The 19,045-nt window shown below is 64.2% G+C and carries 19 protein-coding genes; 13 read left to right on the top strand and 6 right to left on the bottom strand.

Annotation, left to right across the window (positions count from 1 at the left end):
- Positions 1-169 precede the first annotated feature (169 nt).
- Positions 170-1,441 (bottom strand): NADP-dependent isocitrate dehydrogenase, encoded by a 1,272-nt coding sequence (gene icd, locus ABD654_RS04770; protein WP_344702783.1) that lies wholly within the window; start codon positions 1,439-1,441, stop codon positions 170-172.
- Between the two features lie 191 nt (positions 1,442-1,632).
- Between icd and ABD654_RS04765 the strand changes: the two genes are divergently transcribed.
- The 8 genes from ABD654_RS04765 (at position 1,633) to ABD654_RS04730 (ending at position 9,752) form a co-directional block, all read left to right on the top strand.
- Positions 1,633-2,220: a pseudouridine synthase gene (locus ABD654_RS04765; protein ID WP_344702781.1), complete on the top strand. Its 588-nt coding sequence runs from the start codon at positions 1,633-1,635 to the stop codon at positions 2,218-2,220.
- Positions 2,217-2,675 carry an NUDIX domain-containing protein gene (locus ABD654_RS04760; protein ID WP_344702779.1) on the top strand — a complete coding sequence of 153 codons (459 nt, stop codon included), beginning with the start codon at positions 2,217-2,219 and terminating at the stop codon, positions 2,673-2,675. The genes ABD654_RS04765 and ABD654_RS04760 overlap by 4 nt, the downstream gene beginning before the upstream one ends.
- 75 nt (positions 2,676-2,750) lie before the next feature.
- Positions 2,751-3,851: a tRNA 2-thiouridine(34) synthase MnmA gene (mnmA, locus tag ABD654_RS04755; RefSeq protein WP_344702777.1), complete on the top strand. Its 1,101-nt coding sequence runs from the start codon at positions 2,751-2,753 to the stop codon at positions 3,849-3,851.
- Entirely contained in the window at positions 3,848-4,489 is a 642-nt protein-coding gene (gene hflD, locus ABD654_RS04750) for a high frequency lysogenization protein HflD (RefSeq protein WP_344702775.1), read from the top strand. Before mnmA ends, hflD begins: the two co-directional genes overlap by 4 nt.
- A 53-nt stretch (positions 4,490-4,542) precedes the next feature.
- Positions 4,543-5,928: an adenylosuccinate lyase gene (purB, locus tag ABD654_RS04745; protein ID WP_344702773.1), complete on the top strand. Its 1,386-nt coding sequence runs from the start codon at positions 4,543-4,545 to the stop codon at positions 5,926-5,928.
- Between the two features lie 33 nt (positions 5,929-5,961).
- The gene (locus ABD654_RS04740) at positions 5,962-7,137 is read left to right on the top strand and encodes a JmjC domain-containing protein (protein WP_344702771.1); all 1,176 of its coding nucleotides are present in this window, start codon (positions 5,962-5,964) and stop codon (positions 7,135-7,137) included.
- A gap of 260 nt (positions 7,138-7,397) precedes the next feature.
- Entirely contained in the window at positions 7,398-8,996 is a 1,599-nt protein-coding gene (locus ABD654_RS04735) for an isocitrate lyase (protein WP_344702769.1), read from the top strand.
- 288 nt (positions 8,997-9,284) lie between these two features.
- Positions 9,285-9,752 (top strand): outer membrane lipoprotein, encoded by a 468-nt coding sequence (locus ABD654_RS04730; RefSeq protein WP_344702767.1) that lies wholly within the window; start codon positions 9,285-9,287, stop codon positions 9,750-9,752.
- 139 nt (positions 9,753-9,891) lie between these two features.
- On the opposite strand, the gene ABD654_RS04725 is transcribed toward ABD654_RS04730, so the two are convergent.
- The gene (locus ABD654_RS04725) at positions 9,892-10,170 is read right to left on the bottom strand and encodes a hypothetical protein (RefSeq protein WP_344702765.1); all 279 of its coding nucleotides are present in this window, start codon (positions 10,168-10,170) and stop codon (positions 9,892-9,894) included.
- Between the two features lie 205 nt (positions 10,171-10,375).
- Between ABD654_RS04725 and ABD654_RS04720 the strand changes: the two genes are divergently transcribed.
- The gene (locus tag ABD654_RS04720; protein ID WP_344702763.1) at positions 10,376-10,864 is read left to right on the top strand and encodes an FKBP-type peptidyl-prolyl cis-trans isomerase; all 489 of its coding nucleotides are present in this window, start codon (positions 10,376-10,378) and stop codon (positions 10,862-10,864) included.
- A gap of 77 nt (positions 10,865-10,941) precedes the next feature.
- On the opposite strand, the gene ABD654_RS04715 is transcribed toward ABD654_RS04720, so the two are convergent.
- The 4 genes from ABD654_RS04715 to ABD654_RS04700 all read right to left on the bottom strand — a co-directional run bounded on the left by ABD654_RS04715 (position 10,942) and on the right by ABD654_RS04700 (position 15,261).
- Positions 10,942-12,126 carry an MFS transporter gene (locus ABD654_RS04715; RefSeq protein ID WP_344702761.1) on the bottom strand — a complete coding sequence of 395 codons (1,185 nt, stop codon included), beginning with the start codon at positions 12,124-12,126 and terminating at the stop codon, positions 10,942-10,944.
- A 30-nt stretch (positions 12,127-12,156) separates the two neighbouring features.
- Positions 12,157-12,783 (bottom strand): NlpC/P60 family protein, encoded by a 627-nt coding sequence (locus tag ABD654_RS04710; RefSeq protein WP_344702759.1) that lies wholly within the window; start codon positions 12,781-12,783, stop codon positions 12,157-12,159.
- Between the two features lie 83 nt (positions 12,784-12,866).
- Positions 12,867-14,900, bottom strand: a complete 2,034-nt coding sequence (locus tag ABD654_RS04705) for a DUF1266 domain-containing protein (protein ID WP_344702757.1) — start codon at positions 14,898-14,900, stop codon at positions 12,867-12,869.
- A gap of 124 nt (positions 14,901-15,024) precedes the next feature.
- Complete coding sequence (locus tag ABD654_RS04700) at positions 15,025-15,261, bottom strand: GlsB/YeaQ/YmgE family stress response membrane protein (RefSeq protein WP_344702755.1); 237 nt, start codon at positions 15,259-15,261, stop codon at positions 15,025-15,027.
- Positions 15,262-15,502: 241 nt separating this feature from the next.
- Here ABD654_RS04700 and ABD654_RS04695 point away from each other — a divergent pair, with 241 nt between their 5' ends.
- The 4 genes from ABD654_RS04695 to ABD654_RS04680 are packed head-to-tail and all read left to right on the top strand — an operon-like array spanning position 15,503 to position 19,044.
- Complete coding sequence (locus ABD654_RS04695) at positions 15,503-16,393, top strand: aldose epimerase family protein (protein ID WP_344702753.1); 891 nt, start codon at positions 15,503-15,505, stop codon at positions 16,391-16,393.
- Positions 16,390-16,587 (top strand): hypothetical protein, encoded by a 198-nt coding sequence (locus ABD654_RS04690; protein WP_344702751.1) that lies wholly within the window; start codon positions 16,390-16,392, stop codon positions 16,585-16,587. The genes ABD654_RS04695 and ABD654_RS04690 overlap by 4 nt, the downstream gene beginning before the upstream one ends.
- A gap of 4 nt (positions 16,588-16,591) precedes the next feature.
- The gene (locus ABD654_RS04685; protein ID WP_344702749.1) at positions 16,592-17,989 is read left to right on the top strand and encodes a YcjX family GTP-binding protein; all 1,398 of its coding nucleotides are present in this window, start codon (positions 16,592-16,594) and stop codon (positions 17,987-17,989) included.
- Positions 17,986-19,044, top strand: coding sequence for a YcjF family protein (locus ABD654_RS04680; protein ID WP_344702747.1), 1,059 nt, complete (start codon positions 17,986-17,988; stop codon positions 19,042-19,044). Before ABD654_RS04685 ends, ABD654_RS04680 begins: the two co-directional genes overlap by 4 nt.
- Position 19,045: the final 1 nt, after the last annotated feature.

Raw genomic sequence — 19,045 nt, 5'->3', positions numbered from 1 at the left:
GCTTGGACGCCCCGCCCGGCCAAGAGTTCAGAGCTCCGGCGAATGCCGGGCCCGCGAAGAAACGCCGCACAAAATAGCACAGCCGGGCACGCCGGCATAAAAAAGCCCCGCCCGCGCGAGGTGCGGACGAGGCTTGCAGCCGTGGCAATGCCGGTTTGCCGTGTAGCGGTTACATGTTGTCAGCGACCGCCTGGCCAAACTCAGAGCACTTGAGCAGCACGGCGTTGTCCATCTGGCGGTGGAAGTCGTAGGTGACTTCGCCTTTGGCGATGGCTTTTTCCATGCCCTTGATCACAAGCTCCGCGGCTTCCGTCCAGCCCATGTAGCGCAGCATCATCTCCGCGGAGAGGATCAGCGAGCCGGGGTTGACCTTGTCCTGGCCGGCATACTTGGGTGCTGTGCCGTGGGTGGCCTCAAACATCGCTACCGAGTCGGAAATGTTGGCCCCCGGGGCAATGCCGATGCCGCCCACTTCGGCTGCCAGCGCGTCGGAGATGTAGTCGCCGTTGAGGTTGAGCGTGGCGATCACGTCGTATTCCGCCGGGCGCAGCAGAATCTGCTGCAGCATCGCATCGGCAATCACGTCCTTGATGACGATATCCTTGCCGGTGTTGGGGTTTTTCATGGTCATCCACGGGCCGCCGTCCAGAAGCTCGGCGCCGAACTCTTCTGCGGCCAGCTCGTAGCCCCAGTTTTTGAACGACCCTTCGGTGAACTTCATGATGTTGCCCTTGTGCACCAGCGTCAGCGAATCGCGGTCGTTGTCGATGGTGTACTGGATGGCCTGGCGTACCAGCCGCTTGGTGCCCGCCTCGGACACCGGCTTGACGCCGATACCGCACTGCTCGGGGAAGCGAATGTTGGTCACACCCATTTCTTCGCGGAGAAATTTGATGACCTTGTCCGCCTCGGCCGAACCCGCCTGCCATTCAACGCCGGCGTAGATGTCTTCGGAGTTCTCGCGAAAAATCACCATGTCGATGTCGGCCGGCTTTTTCACCGGGCTGGGTACGCCTTTGAACCAGCGTACCGGGCGCTGACAGACATAGAGATCCAGCTTTTGACGCAGCGCGACGTTAAGCGAGCGAATGCCGCCGCTGACCGGCGTGGTCAAAGGCCCCTTGATCGAGACCACGTAGTCTTCAACGGCGCGCAGGGTTTCCTCGGGCAGCCAGGTATCGGCGTCGTAGACGTGGGTGGCTTTTTCGCCGGCGTAGACTTCCATCCAGTGAATCTTGCGCTCGCCGCCGTAGGCCTTGGCCACCGCCGCGTCAATGGCGATCTTCATCGCCGGGGTAACGTCGGTGCCGGTGCCGTCGCCCTCGATGAAGGGGATGATCGGCTCGTGGGGAACGTTAAGCGTCTTGTCGGCGTTGACCGTAATCTTGCTGCCCTTTTCCGGGACAACAATGTGCTGATAATCCGCGTGGTTAGCGCCCATGAAAAACTCCCTTGTGGGGGTCGACCCCCGGGCCGGGTTGGCCCGGAGCCGACAGATTGATTCAGTGCGTCACCCAGTGTAACACCGCCGCACACAGGCACAGTAGCCTTAAGCGCGCGCACTGATCTAAAGTCGAGTATGCTGTGGTTTTTCCTGCTTCCTTCTGACGTTGGAGCGCGACCGACGCCGCCATGAGCCAACTCTATCTGCTGCACAAGCCTTACCGCGTGCTCAGCCAGTTCCGGGACGACCGGGGCCGCGCGACGCTGGCCGACTATCTGCGCGCCAAGGGCGTCTACCCGGCCGGCCGACTGGACTACGACTCCGAAGGCCTTTTACTGCTCACCGACGACGGCGGGCTGATCCACCGCATCGCTCACCCGCGCCACAAGCAGCCCAAGACCTACTGGGCCCAGCTCGAAGGCGAGATCGACGACGAGGCGCTGGCCGCGCTGCGCCAGGGCATCACACTCAACGACGGCCCGACACGGCCGGCCCGAGCCCGGCGCATTGCCCCGCCTACCGTGGCCGAGCGCACCCCGCCGATAGACCCCAGGCGCCACCCGCGCACCGGCTGGATCGAGCTTGAGATCAGCGAAGGCCGCAACCGCCAGGTACGCCGCATGACCGCCCACGTGGGCTTTCCCACCCTGCGTTTGATCCGCGCAGCCGTTGGCCCCTGGCAGCTGGGTGATCTGGCCCCGGGCGAGTGGCGCCGTGAGACCTTGCACATGCCGCGCACGACGCGGGGGAAAAGCCGCCGGAGAGCCGCACGATGACACCTGACCGCCAGCGCCCCCATATCCGCTCAACCGTGGCCTGCGTGATGCAGCGCGGCGAGCGCTTTTTGATGGTAGAAGAGGATCGCGGCGGGCCCGTGACGCTTTACAACCAGCCTGCCGGGCATATCGAACCCGGCGAAGGGCCCATGGCTGCGACGCGGCGCGAGGTACGAGAAGAAACCGCCTGGGACATCACGCTCGACGGCTACCTGGGGCTTTACGTGTTTGAGCTCAACGGGCTGACGTTTCACAGCCACGGCTTTATCGCCTCGCCGGTACGCTTTCTGGATACGCCGCTGGACCCCGACATCCACGCCACGCACTGGCTAACGCTTGACGAGATTCGTGCGCTGGACGCTGCCGGGCGCATGCGCAGCCCCCAGGTACTGCCGCGCATCGAGGCAGCGCTGGCCGGGCGGCGCTTCCCCCTGGCGATGCTGCACGAGAACTGATCGCCCGCTCGAAGCACCGCCGGCCCATCGTGTATACTCAGGCCCTATCTCTGGCTATTTCAATTGAGGATGCCCATGCCATCCACCCAAGGCAAAGTGATCGTCGGCATGTCCGGCGGCGTCGACTCTTCCGTTTCCGCCCTTTTGCTGCTTGAGCAGGGCTACGCGGTTGAAGGCCTGTTCATGAAGAACTGGGACGAAGACGACGGCACCGAATACTGCACCGCCAAGCAAGACCTGGCGGACGCCGAGGCGGTGTGCGCAAAGCTCGGCATTGTGCTGCACACGGCCAACTTTGCCGCCGAATACTGGGACAACGTCTTCGAGCACTTTCTCGCCGAGTATCAGGCCGGGCGCACGCCCAACCCGGACATCCTGTGCAACCGCGAAATCAAGTTCAAGGTCTTTCTCGACTATGCCGAGATGCTGGGCGCCGACAAGATCGCCACCGGGCACTATGTTCGCCAAAGGCAGGGCCGTTTGCTCAAGGGGCTGGATGCCAACAAGGATCAAAGCTACTTTCTCCACGCCGTGCCCGAGGCCGCCATTGCCCGCACGCTGTTCCCCGTAGGCGAGCTGGAAAAGCCCGAAGTGCGAAGGCTGGCCGAGGAACACGGCCTTGCCACGGCGCGCAAGAAAGACTCCACCGGCATCTGCTTTATCGGCGAGCGGCGCTTCAGCGATTTTTTAAAGCAGTACCTGCCCGCCCAGCCCGGCACCATCGAAACCCCGAACGGCGACGTGATCGGCACGCATCAGGGGCTGATGTACTACACCCTGGGCCAGCGCCAGGGCCTGGGCATCGGCGGGCTTTCCGACTACTCCGAAGACCCGTGGTACGTGGCGCAAAAAGACCTTTCCCGCAACGTGCTCGTCGCCGTGCAGGGCAAGCACCACCCGCTTTTGTATAGCGACTCGGCGGCCACCGAACCCATGGAGTGGATCGCCGGCCACCCGCCGGCGGCTGAAGGCCGTTTTCGCGCCAAGACGCGCTATCGCCAAAACGACCAGCCCTGCACGCTTGTAACCCGCACCGACGGCGGCGTTGACGTGCGCTTTGACGACCCTCAGCGCGCGGTCACGCCGGGGCAGTCGCTGGTCATCTACGACGGCGATATCTGCCTGGGCGGCGGTGTCATTCGCGATACGTGGAACGCCAAGGAGGCTGCGGCATGAGTCACGCCACCCCCATTCACCGCGCCCCGGACGACCCGGCCACGCGCCAGGCACTGGCCCTGGCCGGCGTGTTTCAGGCCGCAAGCGTGGTTGACGAGCTGGCGCGCAACGGCCACGCCGACCCGCGCGCCTGGGAGACGCTGATCAACGCCACCGTGGATACCAACCCGGAAAGCTTCGAGGCGATTTACGGCGGCCATCCCAACAACCTGCGCCAAGGGCTTGAAGTGCTGGAAGCGCTGGTGGGCCGCAAACAGGCCAGCCCGGTCATCATGCGCTACGGCTTTTCGCTGATTTTGCTGATGAGCAAGCTGCGCAACAACCGCGACATGCTCGATCAGCTGGGCGAATCCCTGGGCCGCGTGCAGCGCCAGGCCGAACACTTCGGCGCCACCCACGAAAACGTGGTGTCCAACCTCGGCGAGACCTATCAGCAAACGCTTTCCACCTTCAAGCATCGCATCGTGGTGCAGGGTGATCCCACCATGCTGCAAAGCCCGATGATGCCCGAGCGCGTGCGCGCCACGCTGCTGGCCGGCGTGCGCTTTGCCCTGCTGTGGCACCAGCAGGGAGGGCGCCGCTGGAAGCTGATGTTTCAACGCGGTGCGCTGCGCCGCGCGCTGGATGATTTACGCTAGCCCGCGAGCTTTGCGCCCGCGCCCGTGACGACTGACCGATTTGGAAAACACCCATGCAACTCTCCGCCCTGACCGCCCTTTCCCCCGTTGACGGCCGCTACGGCGCCAAAACCGCCGCGCTGCGCGAACACTTCAGCGAGTTCGGCCTGATTCGCGCCCGCGTTATTGTCGAGGTGCGCTGGCTCCAGCGCCTGGCGGGCCACGGGCAGATTGTCGAAGTGCCGCCGCTTTCCGCTGGCGCCGCGGCCTTTCTCGACGGCCTGATCCGGGATTTCAGCGAGGCCGACGCCCAGCGCATCAAAGACATCGAGCGCACCACCAACCACGACGTGAAAGCCGTGGAATATTTCCTCAAAGAGCGCATTGCCGGCCATGCTGAGCTCAATGCGGTCAGCGAGTTCATTCACTTCGCCTGCACCTCGGAAGACATCAACAACCTCGCCTACGGCGTGATGCTACGCGACGGCTTGAACGCCCTGCTGCCCACGCTGCACGAACTCGTCGAGGCCGTCGCCCGGCTGGCCGACGAGCACGCCGCCCAGCCAATGCTCTCGCGCACCCACGGCCAGACCGCAAGCCCCACAACGCTTGGCAAGGAAATGGCCAACGTCGCCTACCGCCTGAAACGCCAGCTGGTCGCCGTCGAACGGGTCAACGTACAGGGCAAGATCAACGGCGCGGTGGGCAACTACAACGCCCATCTGATTACCTACCCGGAAGTCGACTGGCAGGCCAATGCGCGCACCTTCGTGGAAGGGCTGGGGCTTGTGTTCAACCCCTACACCACCCAGATCGAGCCACACGACTACATCGCCGAGCTGTTCGATGCGCTGGCGCGTTTCAACACCGTGCTGCTCGATTTTAATCGCGACGTCTGGGGCTATATTTCGCTTGGCTACTTCAAGCAGAAAACCGTCGAGGGCGAAATCGGCTCGTCCACCATGCCGCACAAGGTCAACCCCATCGACTTTGAAAACTCCGAAGGCAATCTGGGGCTTTCCAACGCGGTGCTGGGGCATCTGGCGGCGAAGCTGCCGATTTCCCGCTGGCAGCGTGATCTCACCGACTCCACCGTGCTCAGAAACCTGGGCGTGGGCCTGGGCTACGCGGTGATCGCCTATCAGGCAGCGCTGAAAGGCCTCGCCAAACTGGAGGCCAACCCCGAACGGCTGAACGGCGATCTGGCCGCCAGCTGGGAAGTGCTGGCCGAACCGATCCAGACCGTGATGCGCCGCTACGGCATCGACAAGCCCTACGAGAAACTCAAGGAACTCACCCGGGGCAAGCGCATCGACCAGGCCGGCTTTGCCGCCTTCATCGACGCGCTGGCACTGCCCGAAGACGTTAAAGGCGAACTCAAAGCCCTGACCCCGGCCCGCTATATCGGCAACGCCAAAGCCCAGGCCCGCGATCTCACGCAGCAGCTACGCACGCTATAACGCTGTCAACCGGCTACCTCCAAGGATACCGCCATGAGCCACCACGATACGCCGCTGACCCTGCTGGGAGACCTGACCCCGGCGGAGTTTATGGCCGAATACTGGCAGCAAAAGCCGCTTTTGATTCGCGGCGCCATGCCCGACTTTTTATCCCCTATTGACGCCGACGAGCTGGCCGGCCTTGCCTGCGAAGACGGCGTGGAAGCGCGCCTGGTCGAAGAGCACGGCTCAGACGGCCCCTGGCAGGTGTCCCACGGGCCCTTTGACGAGGCCACGTTTGCGCGTTTGCCCGAGCGCGACTGGACGCTGCTGGTACAGGCCGTGGACCATTATGTGCCCGCCATGGCGGATCTGCTGGACGCGTTCGATTTTCTGCCCCGCTGGCGGCTCGACGACATCATGGTCAGCTACGCGCCCCCCGGCGGCAGCGTCGGCCCCCACGTGGATCAGTACGACGTGTTTCTGCTTCAGGCCGCCGGCCACCGCCGCTGGCAGCTGGGCGGCAAAACGCCGGACGACGCCCCGATCCTTGAAGGCGTGGATCTCAGGATTTTGCAAACCTTCGAGGTCGAGGCAGACTCCGACTGGGTGCTCGAGCCCGGTGACATGCTCTATCTGCCGCCGGGCTGGGCCCACCACGGCATCAGCGAAAGCGATGAGTGCATGACCGTTTCCGTCGGCTTTCGCGCCCCTTCCGCCGACGAAGCCGTGACCTCCTATGCCGACTACCGAGGCGAGCAGCTGCCGGCGTCGCTGCGCTACAGCGATGCCGCAATGGCCCCAGCCGAGAACCCCGGTGAAATTGACGACGCCGCCCTTGAGCGCATACGCCAGCTCATCCTTGACACCCTGGATACCCCACAGCAGATCAGCCAATGGTTCGGCCGGGCCATGACCCAGCCCAAATACGTCGATCAGCTGGTCCCCTTCGACCCGCCGCTGGACGAGGCGACCCTTGTCGAAAAACTCGAACAGACGCCGCTGCACCCGGCCCCGGGCGCGCGCTTTGCCTGGCGTCGCGACGGCGATGCCACCACGCTGTTTGCCGACGGCGAAGGGTACCCCTGCACGCCGGAGCTTGCCGTCAGGCTGTGCGACAGCCGGCGACTGCACGCCGACGTACTCAGCGACTTTCCCGGTGCTGCACCGCTGCTGACCCGTCTGGTCAACGCCGGCAGCCTCAACTTCCCGCTGGACGACGACGCCTAGCCCTGCGCGGTATCGCACTTTTTGCCAGGCGCCGGGCGCCTGGCCTTTCCCCTCCTTCAAGACCCCCGCATGAAGCTGCACTACAGCGACGGCGATACAAACCGTCCCGTGTCGTCACGCTACAACCCCGCCTGCCCCTAAGCGCCAATTGTCTGTGGATCGCGGCTGACAGATAGTGACGGCAAGGCTTCAGCGGCGCCGCGCCGTCGAATGCCGCTGGCGATGCCACGCCAACCTATCCACACCGGAGGAAACCGCTCATGACAGGACTGCTCGAAGACATCAAAGCGCTCAAGCAGCTGCGCGACGCCCAGGGTGACAAGTGGGACAACATCAACGCCGAGCACGCAGCGCGTCTGCGGCGGCAAAATCGCTTTCAGACCGGACTGGACATCGCCCGCTACACCGCCGCCATCATGCGTAACGACATGGCCGCCTACGACGCCGACAGCGCGCGCTACACCCAGTCGCTGGGCTGCTGGCACGGGTTTATCGGCCAGCAAAAGATGATCTCCATCAAAAAACACTTTGGCGACACCCAAGGCCGCTACCTGTACCTTTCCGGCTGGATGGTCGCCGCACTGCGCAGCGAGTTCGGCCCCCTGCCCGATCAGTCCATGCACGAAAAAACCTCGGTCGCCGACCTGATCGAAGAGCTCTACACCTTTCTGCGCCAGGCCGACGCCTGGGAGCTCAACCACCTGTTTCGCGACCTTGACGACGCCCAGCAGGCAGGCGACGACGCCCGGGCCGAGTCGCTGATTCGCCAGATCGATGCGCATCAAACCCACGTCGTGCCCATTATCGCCGACATTGACGCCGGCTTTGGCAACGCCGAGGCCACCTACCTGCTGGCGAAAAAATTCATCGAGGCCGGTGCCTGCTGCATTCAGCTGGAAAACCAGGTCTCCGACGAAAAGCAGTGTGGCCACCAGGATGGCAAGGTCACCGTGCCCCATGCGGACTTCATCGCCAAAATCAACGCCGTGCGCTACGCCTTTATCGAGCTTGGCGTCGATGACGGCGTGATTGTTGCGCGCACCGACTCCCTGGGTGCCGGCCTTACGCAAAAAATCGCCGTCACCGACGAGCCCGGCGACCTGGGCGATCAATACAACAGCTTTCTCGACGGCGACGAAATCGAAAGCGCCGCAGAAATCGCCAACGGCGACGTTGTGATCAAGCAAAACGGCAAGCTGGTCAAGCCCAAGCGTCTGGCCTCCGGCCTTTACCAGTTCAAGCCCGGCACCGGCGAAGACCGCGTGGTGCTCGACTGCATCACCAGCCTGCAAAACGGCGCCGATCTGCTGTGGATCGAAACCGAAAAGCCCCACGTCGGCCAGATTGCCGGCATGGTCAACCGCATTCGCGAAGTCTGCCCGGATGCCAAGCTGGTCTACAACAACTCACCGTCGTTTAACTGGACGCTGAATTTCCGCCAGCAGGTATTCGACGCCTGGCAGGAAGAAGGCAAGGATGTCTCTGCCTACGATCGCGCCGATCTCATGAGCGAGCGCTACGACGACACCCCGCTTGGCCAGCTGGCCGACCAGTGGACCGCCAACTTCCAGCGCGATGCCGCCCGTGAAGCCGGCGTGTTCCACCACCTGATCACGCTGCCGACCTACCACACCGCCGCGCTTTCCACCGACAACCTGGCCCGCGGCTACTTCGGTGAAGACGGCATGCTGGCCTACGTCGCCGGCGTCCAGCGCGAGGAAATCCGTCAGGGCATCGCCACGGTCAAACACCAGGACATGGCCGGCTCCAACATCGGCGACGACCACAAGGAGTTCTTCCACGGCGACGCCGCGCTCAAGGCCGGCGGCAAGGACAACACCATGAATCAGTTCGGCTGATGGTCATCCGGCAGAGCGCGCCACGGGCGTATCGCCAGGCAAGCTAAACAACACAAGGGAGGCCAGCGCCTCCCTTTTTTGTGCCTGTCGGTTTTGCGCCCGCCGGACCGAGGCGACGACTTCGCGGCCATGCGCAGCCATGCACGCAAAAGCGTTTTCAGAGGGGGCGGAAATCATCAGGGTGTTAATGAACAGCGTTTCAGCCTATGCTGCACGGCGTAAAACCGCCTTGAGCGGCGGGACTTATCCTATTACGCTGTACGTAACATACTGATTGGAGGATGTACCATGAAGCGACTACTGCCCGTAGCTGCCGTCAGCCTGCTAACGCTTGCCGGCTGCGTCAACACCTCTCCCTACTCGGGGGATGTGTACAGCGGCAACCAGGCCAAGGCCAGCCAAAACGTCACCTACGGCACCGTCGTGGCGGTGCGCCCGGTACAGATCCAGGCCGATAGCCGCACCGGTGGGCTGCTCGGCGGCGGCACCGGCGCGCTGATTGGCGGCGTTCTGGGCAGCCAGATCGGCGGCGGCAGCGGCAAGAAAATTGCCACCGCCGCCGGCGCGATCGGCGGGGCCGTAGCAGGTACCGCAGCGGAAGACCGCGCCAACCGCATCAACGCCGTTGAGCTGGAAATTCGTACCGAGTCCGGCAACGACATCGTGGTCGTGCAAAAGGCCGATCGTCAGTTTCAGCCCGGGCAGAAGGTTCGCCTGATTGGCTCAGGCTCCAACGTCAGCGTTGCACCGTACTAATCTCGCCGTACTAATCTCGCCGTACTAACCTCACACCGTACCAATCTCGCCGCCTGCACCGTGCAGGCGACGATCAAGCATAAAAAAACACCGGCTTTGATAAGCCGGTGTTTTTACGATCAGACGTTTGCCCGGCGCCTTACGCAGCTTTTTTACCGGCAACGCCTACCGCCTTGGCAACCACCAGCGCGACAATACCCAGCAAAATCACCACCAGCAAAACGTCGACCGGGCGCACCAGAGCCGTTGCCCCCAGAATCGCGCTGGCCGCCACCCAGACAAACCGGTTTTTGCCGTGGCTTTGCAGCATCGCAGGCAGCATCTTGTCGATGCCCTGACTGACCCCCTTGTTCCAGCGCTTGTTGGCAAAATAGACGATCAGCGCAAAGGCAACGACCCAGATGACAAAAATTGTCATAGAAAGACTCCAGAAGGCAGCAGTTCGGACGTCAAAAGCAAACGTCATAATAAAGAAGTGGCGTTAGGGTAGCTTTGCTCTGTAAACGGCGCAATAGCGACAGGGGGTTGCGGCAAGGAAAATCCCCGCGACCCCTGACATTGGGCCCGTTTCCACGTTACCATTTGCCGACACGACTCCAATGCACTCACCGAAAGGTTCTTTCATGCAAATTGCGCAAAACTCGGTCGTCGCGTTTCACTATACCCTGACCAACGATGCTGGTGACGTGCTTGACAGCTCCGAAGGTCGCGAACCTTTAACGTATTTGCACGGTACCGGTAACATCATCCCGGGCCTGGAAAAGCAGCTGGAAGGCGCCTCTGCCGGCGAAAAGCTCAACGTCAGCGTAACGCCGGAAGAAGGCTACGGTGAGGTTCAGGAACAGCTGATGCAGGAAGTACCGCGCGACGCTTTCCAGGGCGTAGAAAGCGTTGAGCCGGGCATGCAGTTCCAGGCGCAAACCGAAGGCGGCCCGCTGATGGTCACCGTCAAAAAGGTGGAAGGCGACACCGTAGTGGTTGACGGCAACCACCCGCTGGCCGGTCAAAACCTGACGTTTGACGTGGAAATTGCCAGCGTCCGTGAAGCCAGCGCTGAAGAAATCGAGCACGGCCACGTGCACGGCGAAGGCGAAGGCAACGCCGAGCACTAAACGCGCTTTTGTCTACCGGACATCGCAAGTCAAGCGGCCCCAGCGGGGCCGCTTTTTTTATCGCCGGTTATCGCCGGTTATCGCTGGCGTCGCTCGACGACGCGTAGCCAGGCCGCAATGGCGAACGTCACCGCAAACAGCACCCACGAACCCAGCGTTACCCCGGCCCAGCCGTTCCACAGCCAAAACGGCTCCAGCCAAAAGCCGCCAAGGCTGGCTCCGGTGTAATAAAACACCAGATAAAGCGCCGAGGCGCTGCCTCTTGCATGCCCTGCGTTGCGCCCAACCCAGGCAGACGCCAGCGAATGCGTCAGGAAAAAACCGAAAGCGTTGACGACAAGCCCCAGAATAATCAGCGCCAGCGAATCGGCCCGGGTCACGGCGGTGCCCACACACAAGATGGCAACGCCGGCTATCATGCAGCTTGCCGGCGTAAAGCGTCCGGCTAGCCGGCCGGACAGCATGGACGCCGCAGTACCGCTGAGATAGGTCAAAAACAGCAGCCCCAGGCTGCTCGCTGCCAGGCCGTACGGCGCCTGCGAAAGCCGGAAGGTGATGTAGCTGTACTGGTTGATAAACACCATGAAATTGATACCGCCCAGCACATAGGCACCCACCAACACCGGCGTTTGCAGGTGCTGATAAAGGCTGACGACGGCGGTGCGCAGGTGGAACGGCCGCGGCACAAAGGTCTGGCTGCGCGGCAGTAGTCGCCAGAACACGGCACTGCCTGCCAAGGTCATGCAGCCCACGGCTATAAAAGCCGCCGACGCACCGCCCAGATCCGCCGCCGCGCCGCCCACGACGCGCCCGCTGATACCGCCCAGCGAGTTCGCGGCAATATAAAGCCCCACAGCACCGGCCAGAGCCGGCTTATCAAACGTATCCGCCATCCAGGCAATGGCCACCGCCGGCAGGCCGCCGAGCACAAAGCCTTGCAGCAGGCGCAACCCCAGCAAAGCAGAAAAGCTGGGCGCAAACGCCAGCATTATAGACCCGATACCCGCCAGCAGCAGGCTGTAGCGCATGATCCCTTCGCGCCCGACAGCGTCTGACAGCGGCCCGAACACCAGCAGCGCCGCCGCTAACGAAAGCGTTGCCGCCGACATCACAAAACTGACCGCAAGCGTGGAGACGTCGTAGGTTCGGTGCAGCTCGGGCAGCAGCGGCTGAGGCACATAGAGGTTGATAAAGACGAGAAAGGAGCCCAAACACAGCGCGAGCGTGGCCCGCCACCAGGCCGGCGTATAAAGGCGGATCATAAAAAGCGACTCACCCCGAGGGCCCAGGCGTTACAGCACACGGCTTAACCGAGCCATTTGCGGACGCTCCAGCGTGCGGCGCGACTGCCAGTAGTAGCGCTGCCAATACGTGTTATCCAGCGCCGAAATGGTAACGCCCTGCGAGACCGAGGCATGGAGAAAATAGCCGTCACCCACGTAGATGCCCACATGGCGACTGCCCGGCGGACGGAAAAACACCAGATCGCCGGCGCGCAGGTGGCGACGCTTGATCGCATGCCCCTTGTTCACCAGCCCGCGGGTGGTGCGCGGCAGAGACACGGCAAACGTATCCTGATAGACGTTTTGCACCAGGGCCGAACAGTCTATTCCCCGCTGCGTGGTGCCGCCCAGCCGATACGGCGTGCCTGACCAGCGCTTGTGCTGCTTTAACAGCGCCCGACGTATGACCAGCGGCGGCGGGTTTCGCAGACGCGACAGCTGAGTGACGGGATTGTCCACCGGCGACATCAGCGCTTCGTCGTCGCCGGGCACGCCCGGCAGCGACGAGGCAAAATCGTCTCCCGGCGGCTCGCCACCGGCTCCGCCGCTGCTCGCACATCCGGCCAGTATCACAGCCAGCGCCAGCGCACAGGCATAGCGAACCACTCCAGAGAAATAGCATGACACCACAGCCATGGCAGTCCTTACTTCAGCAAAATAAAAGGCCCGGCAGCCGCAGCCGGCGATAGCCCGCTTCTGGCAGGCCAGCCCTCCCCGGCTCAATGCAGCGTTTGCCGATCACCCGGCAGCGTATCAATATGCAGCGGTGCAAAATGGCGCGGCCGGCTGCCGGGAAAATCCAGGCTGGCCCAGACGCCCGCCAGCACCGGTGCGCCGCAGCACCAGGCCACCAGCGCATGGCGCAGCCCGGCGAGAAAACTTTCGCGCTCGTCAGTCTCGCCCATGAAAAAGGAAAAACCGGCGTAAAGGCCGTCGGCGTACTCCTGCCAGCCGCCGTAATGGTTTTCAGCCAGCACGTAGGCACGCTCCAGCACCTCCGTCAGCCCGCGGGCATCCAGCCAGCCAAGCTCGCGACCGGCAATGGCTAAATCCACGGTCTGGGCGATATCCCAGGCGGCCATATCACGCTCGTTGCAGCCGTCTTCGTTATCGCGCACGCGCTTTAGACGCAGCACGTGATGGCGCTCTTCCAGCGGGCTGGCGCCGGTTTGTGAAATCGCGATCTCTTCTTCCAGGCGCTCGCGGTTCAGCGTATAGGGCGCGTAGTTGATCTGATAGTCCTGGCGGTCGCCGGCCTCCAGCATGTAATCGATAAACCCGCGCAGCTCATCGGCGCTATGCAGCTGGTAGTGCTCTTCCATCCAGGCGACCAGCGCCTCGCGTTCGCGACGGCTTTCCGGGCTCGGCTGGCGCCATGTGGTGCTGTTCAGCGGCCCTACCAGCGCCATGGCGGTAAAATGACGCAGCGACGGGCGCGGGTGAGGCTCGCACCACGCGCCGGGCTGCCAGTCTACCCAGTGGAACACGCTGCCCGGATCGTGCAGATGCCAAGCGATATCGTGGCACAGCCCGGCCTGGTCGGGTTCGGGCAGGCAGCGCTCCCAGGCCAGCCAGGCTTCCAGCAGACGCGTGGGTGTGGTGTAAAAATGACACAGGCAGCTTTTCAGCGACTGCGCCATGGTCAAAAGCGCCGCCTCGTCGAAGCGCCGGGTATCCAGAGCGGTATGCAGATAAAACGCGAACTTTTCCGCCATATGCACGGTAGCGGCGTAGCGGCTGGCCTGGCCCAGCCGGCCGCGCTCCGCCAAGGCCTCACGCGATGGCCGGCCAAACGGCGTACGCGACGGCGGGTAAACGCCGTGAGCGGCGTCCGCTGCCATCTGGTTGAGATGGTGCGCCTCGGCCGGCAGCCAATAGCGCCCCAGTGCCTCGGCGCCCTCGTCGGCGTAAAGCTCCAGGGCATCCTTGAGATAGCGCTCGGCGTCCGCGCGGTGCTGTTCCGGCAGCGGTAGCCGCGGCTCGCGCTGGCGCAGCATAAGCGCCGGGTCGCGCACGCCGGCAAGCGCCTGCAGCCAGTGGCCAAGCGTGGCGCGGTAATCGCGCATGGCCGCGCGCGAGGCGGCAAGGCCTGGCGGCGTCAGCAGTGCCGCCAGGGCGTGCTGCCACGGCTGCTCCGGGGCGTTCAGCGCCGCCGGCGGCGGCAGCGTATGCGCCGCACCCCGGCAGTCCGTGCCGCTGAACAGGCCAAGACCGCGCAGATAGGCACAGAGCACCTGTTGCCAGTCGTCATAGCGCCGGTGCAAAAGATCAGCGGCGTGACCGGCAAAGTGCGCCACCTCAGCCTCGCTGAGAAAACCACAGCCGCCGCCGGCCCAGGCCAGCTCTGCCAGACGCAGCCAGTCCCACGCCGCCCACTCCAGCGGCTCGCCTGCGGCGACCCATTCGCACAGCAGCGCGGCGTAAGGGGCGCTGTGGTTTGACGTTTGTTGCTGCCATTCCCTGCGTTTGGCCACGTTCATGGCCTTGAGCGCGGCGGCATCCACATCCCAGCGCTGGCGCTCACCCTGGGCGGCCAGCCACAGCATGGCCTCTATCAGCGCCTCGCGGGCGTTAATCTGCCAGGTTTGAGCAAGCCACAGCTCGGCGGCAGGCCAGCGGCCATAGGCGTCAGGGCAGGCAATACCCAGGCTCGAAAGATTCTTGTGTGCCTCAGCGGGCAGCGCGCAAGGCGCAGCATCTGCCGTGCACAGTGTTAGCTGTTGGCCCCACCAGGCATGTAACGCGTCGAGCAAAAGATTCCCCTATAGCACCACGGGCCCGCCAAAGCGGCCGGCACACAACGGCGCTTAGTGTAACGGGACGCGCAAGAGAACGGAAAGCGTGATCACACATGAGGCGCAAAACGCCAGCCCGCGGTCACCGCACTTTGCTCACGACCCACAGCAGCACGGCCGAGCCCGCCACGGCGGTCACCAGCGAGCCAACAAATCCCCCGGCCTCCAGCCCGACCAGGCCAAACAGAAAGCCGCCGATAATGGCGCCGACCACCCCGACACCAATATTGCCGACAATACCAAAACCGCCGCCGCGCATCAGATTGCCTGCAATCCAGCCGGCCAGACCGCCGATGATCAACCACGCTAACAGTCCCATGGGCCTCTCCTTTTATCGTTATCAACAAGAGAATTATCGTTATCAACAAGATCACGGCAACGCGAAAGGTGCACCGCGTATCTTGCTTGTCTTACCATAGCAGACGACTTAAGGTGCCTTGCATACACGCCACCGATCAATGCCCCGCATCGCCACACAGGGCTCATGCACGCTATTTTCGCGATGGCTTTTTTCTGTGCGGCGCGCGGGACTCACTTCACGACGATCACCAGGACGCTCCATGATCCCCGACTCGCTTCAGCAGCGGCTTGAAACAACCGATGGCCAGCAAACTCTCACCTGGCAAGGGCGCGAGCTGGTGCTGTTCAACCAGGACTGGGGACAGCTGGCCGTGGCGCTTACCGGCGCCCAGGTGGTGCACTTTCAACCCACAGGCGACACCGCCCCCTGGCTGTGGTTGACGCCCACACCTGCGCCGCCGCCGGCCCCCTTGCGCGGCGGTATACCGCTTTGCTGGCCGTGGTTCGGCGACGAGCGCTACGCTGATGAGCACCCCGACCGACCGGGGCCTTTCCACGGCACGGCGCGGCTGGCCCCCTGGCGGCTGGACGGCGTTGACGAGCACGAAGAAGGCATCGAGGTGCACCTGTCGCCGGAGCAGCGCCTGCACGGCCGGCTCAATGCCCGGGCGGTCATTCAAGCCAACGCCCGGCGCCTGCACGTGGAGCTGATCAGCGAAAACGTCGGCGACGCCCCGGTCAAGACCAGCGCTGCCCTGCACACCTATGTGGCGGTGAGCGATGCCTTTGCCTGCCGGCTGGAAGGCCTTGCCGGTGCCCGCTATCTGGACAAGCATCGCGGCTTTGCCGAAGGCGAACAGCAGGGGGTTCTGGCGCTGGGTGGCGCCGTGGACCGCATCTATCACAGCAACGCCGCCGTTGACGTGGACGACGGCCGGCGCCTTCTGCGCGTGGCCAAAGAGCAAAGCGACTCCACCGTCGTCTGGCACCCCGGTCAAACGCCGCTGGATGACACCCCCGCCGCCGCGGCGCGCGGTTTTGTCTGCGTTGAAGCGGCCAATACCCGGCTGGACCCGGTATGGCTGGTGCCCGGCGCCCAACACCTGCTGGGCACAACCCTCACACGCCCAACAACGGAGGACTCGGCATGAACCTTTCGCTGTGGATCGATGCGTTCTCCATGGTCTTCAACATTATCGGCATGGTACTGGGCGTCGGCGGGCTGCTGCTCGCCCAGCGCTCTCACCGCCGCTGGCCGGGCTATGCGATTACTGCGCTCGGATTTATCGTGGCAACGCTGCCGTTCTGGTATCAGCTGCTTAACACCGTAACAGGGGCGGAATAGCGGCGTGGCTGCCGTACACGAAACCCTCGGCCGAGAGCTTGGCAACCTGCTGGAGCGCGGCCGCGATCGCCAGCTGCGTCTGGCCGTCACTGGCCTTTCCCAGGCGGGCAAAACGGCGTTTTTGACCTCGCTGGTCAACCAGCTGCGCCACGCCGGCGTGGAAGCTCGCCTGGATCTGCTGCCTGCCGCCCGCGACGGTCGCCTGCTGGGTGCCCAGCGCCTGAACCAGCCGGACCTGGGCGTGCCGCGCTTTCCCTACGATCCCGCCATGCAGGCGCTGAACGCCACCCCGCCGCGCTGGCCTGCCCCTACCCGCGGCATCAGCGAGCTGCGCCTGGAGCTGCGCTATCGTCCGTCGCGCAGCGGCTGGCTGCGCAGTACCACCTCGCATCTGACGCTGGACCTTTTCGACTACCCCGGCGAATGGCTGCTGGACCTGCCGCTGCTGGACCAAGACTACTACCAGTGGTGCCAGACCCGGCCCTACGCCCAGGGTGAACAGCGCCGCGAGCTGTTTGCTGAATGGCTCACTGCCGCCGAGGCGCTTGACCCGGCGGCAGAGGCCGACGAGGCCGTGCTTGCCGAACTCGCCGAGGCCTACGCCAAAGGCCTTAGACGCGCCAAGCAGCGCGGCTTTTCGCACCTGCAGCCCGGCCGCTTTTTGCTTCCCGGCGAACTCGACGGCGCCCCGGTGCTGCAGTTTTTCCCCCTGCCGCACCTGGAGCAGTCCCGAGAAGCGCTGAACGCCCTGCCCGATTCCAGCGTTTACGCCACGCTTGCCGCACGCTTTCGCTACTACCAGAAACAAGTGGTGCAGCCGTTTTATCGCGATCACTTTCGCCGCTTTGACCGCCAGATCATACTGGTGGACGTGCTCGGCGCACTGAATGCCGGGCCAGAGCGCTTTGAAGATCTGTCGCGCGCCCTTGGCGAGCTGATGCAAAGCTTTCGCTACGGCAAGCGCAGCCTGCTTAACCGGCTATTCACCCCGCGCATCGACCGGCTCGCCGTGGCCGCCACCAAGGCCGACCACGTCACCCCCGAACAGCACGACAACCTTGTGACCCTGCTCAACACCCTGCTGCAGGAGCCGCTCAAGGATCTGCGCTTTGCCGACGTGCCGGTCAAGGCGCTCTCGCTTGCCGCCATCCGCGCCACCCAGACGCGCACCGTCAGCCAGGGCAGAACCCAGCTGCCGGCGCTGCGCGGCACCACGCTTGAGGGCGAAGAGGTGCTGGTCTACCCCGGCGACGTGCCCGCCGCGCTGCCGGACGCCGCCTTCTGGCAGCGTCAGGGCTTTGACTTTCCGCATTTTCGCCCTATGCCAAAGACGGCCGAGGCGCTGCCGCACATTCGCATGGACGCCGCCATCGACTGGCTGATCGGAGACAAACTGACATGAGCTCGCCCAGGCCACGCCGGCACTTTGCCCTTGGCGGTGACAGCGTCGCCAAGCCGCAAACCCAGCGCCACGATACGCTGCGCGGCGCCTACCGCTTCGACGACACCGCCGAGGAAAAGCCGACACCCCACGATACCGCCAGCCGCGATGCCCTGCCTGAAGAAAGTCTCGGCGCGCCGCGCAAGCGCCGCTGGGGGCTTTTGCTCACGCTTTCCGGCGCCACCGCACTGGGGACCGCCGAGCTGGTTACCGGCCTGCCCGACGCCGTTAGCGGCGCCCGCTGGCTGGACGCCGCCTGGCAGCTTTTCGGCCTGGCGCTGGTCGGGCTGGGCGCCGCTGCCATGCTTGGCGAGCTGACCCGCCTTGGGCGCCTCAAGCGCCACGCCAAACTGCGCAGCGCCCTGGCCGCTCTACCCCAGCGCTCGCCACGCCAGGCCAGCGAGCTGGCCGGCCGGCTGCAAAGCCAGCTCAACCTCGCCGATGACGACCCGCACTGGGCGGCGTTTCATGCCGCCCGCGAGCCCCACCACAGCGGTACCGAAACGCTCGCGCTGCTTGACCATCACCTGATTGCCCCGCGGGACCGCGAGGCGCGCAGGCTGATCTCGCGCATGTGCGGGGAAACCGCCGTCATGGTCGCCGTCAGCCCCTTGACGCTGGTGGACATGGCGCTGGTCGCGTGGCGCAACCTGGCCATGATCGATCGCATCTGCCGGCTGTACGGGCTGGAGCTGGGCTATGCCAGCCGCCTGCGCCTGTTCAAGACGGTGCTTGCCAACATGGCCTTTGCCGGCGCCAGCGAGCTTGCCAGCGAGGCCGGCATGGACATGCTCTCGCTGGACATGACCGGCCGGCTTTCCGCCCGCGCCGGGCAAGGGCTCTCGGTGGGGCTGCTGAGCGCTCGTCTGGGGCTGCGCGCCATGCGCCTGTGCCGCCCGCTGGCGTTTGCCCCGGGCCAGCAGCCAAGAATTGGCGATTTACGCCGGGAGCTTTGGCATCAGCTGCGCCGGCTGGACGCCTCGCCTCAGCCGGGCGAGAAAACGCCCCCGCCTTGAG

It is taken from the genome of Halomonas cibimaris (genome assembly GCF_039537045.1).
GTDB lineage: Bacteria > Pseudomonadota > Gammaproteobacteria > Pseudomonadales > Halomonadaceae > Vreelandella > Vreelandella cibimaris.
The sequence above is the reverse complement of the archived record's forward strand: the minus strand, read 5'-3'. Positions and strand labels throughout refer to the sequence as shown.

Bases quoted from the DNA above. Each gene is read 5' to 3' on its own strand.
- icd (WP_344702783.1), bottom strand. From the start codon at position 1,441: ATGGGCGCTAACCACGCGGATTATCAGCACATTGTTGTCCCGGAAAAG.
- ABD654_RS04765 (WP_344702781.1), top strand. From the start codon at position 1,633: ATGAGCCAACTCTATCTGCTGCACAAGCCTTACCGCGTGCTCAGCCAG.
- ABD654_RS04760 (WP_344702779.1), top strand. From the start codon at position 2,217: ATGACACCTGACCGCCAGCGCCCCCATATCCGCTCAACCGTGGCCTGC.
- mnmA (WP_344702777.1), top strand. From the start codon at position 2,751: ATGCCATCCACCCAAGGCAAAGTGATCGTCGGCATGTCCGGCGGCGTC.
- hflD (WP_344702775.1), top strand. From the start codon at position 3,848: ATGAGTCACGCCACCCCCATTCACCGCGCCCCGGACGACCCGGCCACG.
- purB (WP_344702773.1), top strand. From the start codon at position 4,543: ATGCAACTCTCCGCCCTGACCGCCCTTTCCCCCGTTGACGGCCGCTAC.
- ABD654_RS04740 (WP_344702771.1), top strand. From the start codon at position 5,962: ATGAGCCACCACGATACGCCGCTGACCCTGCTGGGAGACCTGACCCCG.
- ABD654_RS04735 (WP_344702769.1), top strand. From the start codon at position 7,398: ATGACAGGACTGCTCGAAGACATCAAAGCGCTCAAGCAGCTGCGCGAC.
- ABD654_RS04730 (WP_344702767.1), top strand. From the start codon at position 9,285: ATGAAGCGACTACTGCCCGTAGCTGCCGTCAGCCTGCTAACGCTTGCC.
- ABD654_RS04725 (WP_344702765.1), bottom strand. From the start codon at position 10,170: ATGACAATTTTTGTCATCTGGGTCGTTGCCTTTGCGCTGATCGTCTAT.
- ABD654_RS04720 (WP_344702763.1), top strand. From the start codon at position 10,376: ATGCAAATTGCGCAAAACTCGGTCGTCGCGTTTCACTATACCCTGACC.
- ABD654_RS04715 (WP_344702761.1), bottom strand. From the start codon at position 12,126: ATGATCCGCCTTTATACGCCGGCCTGGTGGCGGGCCACGCTCGCGCTG.
- ABD654_RS04710 (WP_344702759.1), bottom strand. From the start codon at position 12,783: ATGGCTGTGGTGTCATGCTATTTCTCTGGAGTGGTTCGCTATGCCTGT.
- ABD654_RS04700 (WP_344702755.1), bottom strand. From the start codon at position 15,261: ATGGGACTGTTAGCGTGGTTGATCATCGGCGGTCTGGCCGGCTGGATT.
- ABD654_RS04695 (WP_344702753.1), top strand. From the start codon at position 15,503: ATGATCCCCGACTCGCTTCAGCAGCGGCTTGAAACAACCGATGGCCAG.
- ABD654_RS04690 (WP_344702751.1), top strand. From the start codon at position 16,390: ATGAACCTTTCGCTGTGGATCGATGCGTTCTCCATGGTCTTCAACATT.
- ABD654_RS04680 (WP_344702747.1), top strand. From the start codon at position 17,986: ATGAGCTCGCCCAGGCCACGCCGGCACTTTGCCCTTGGCGGTGACAGC.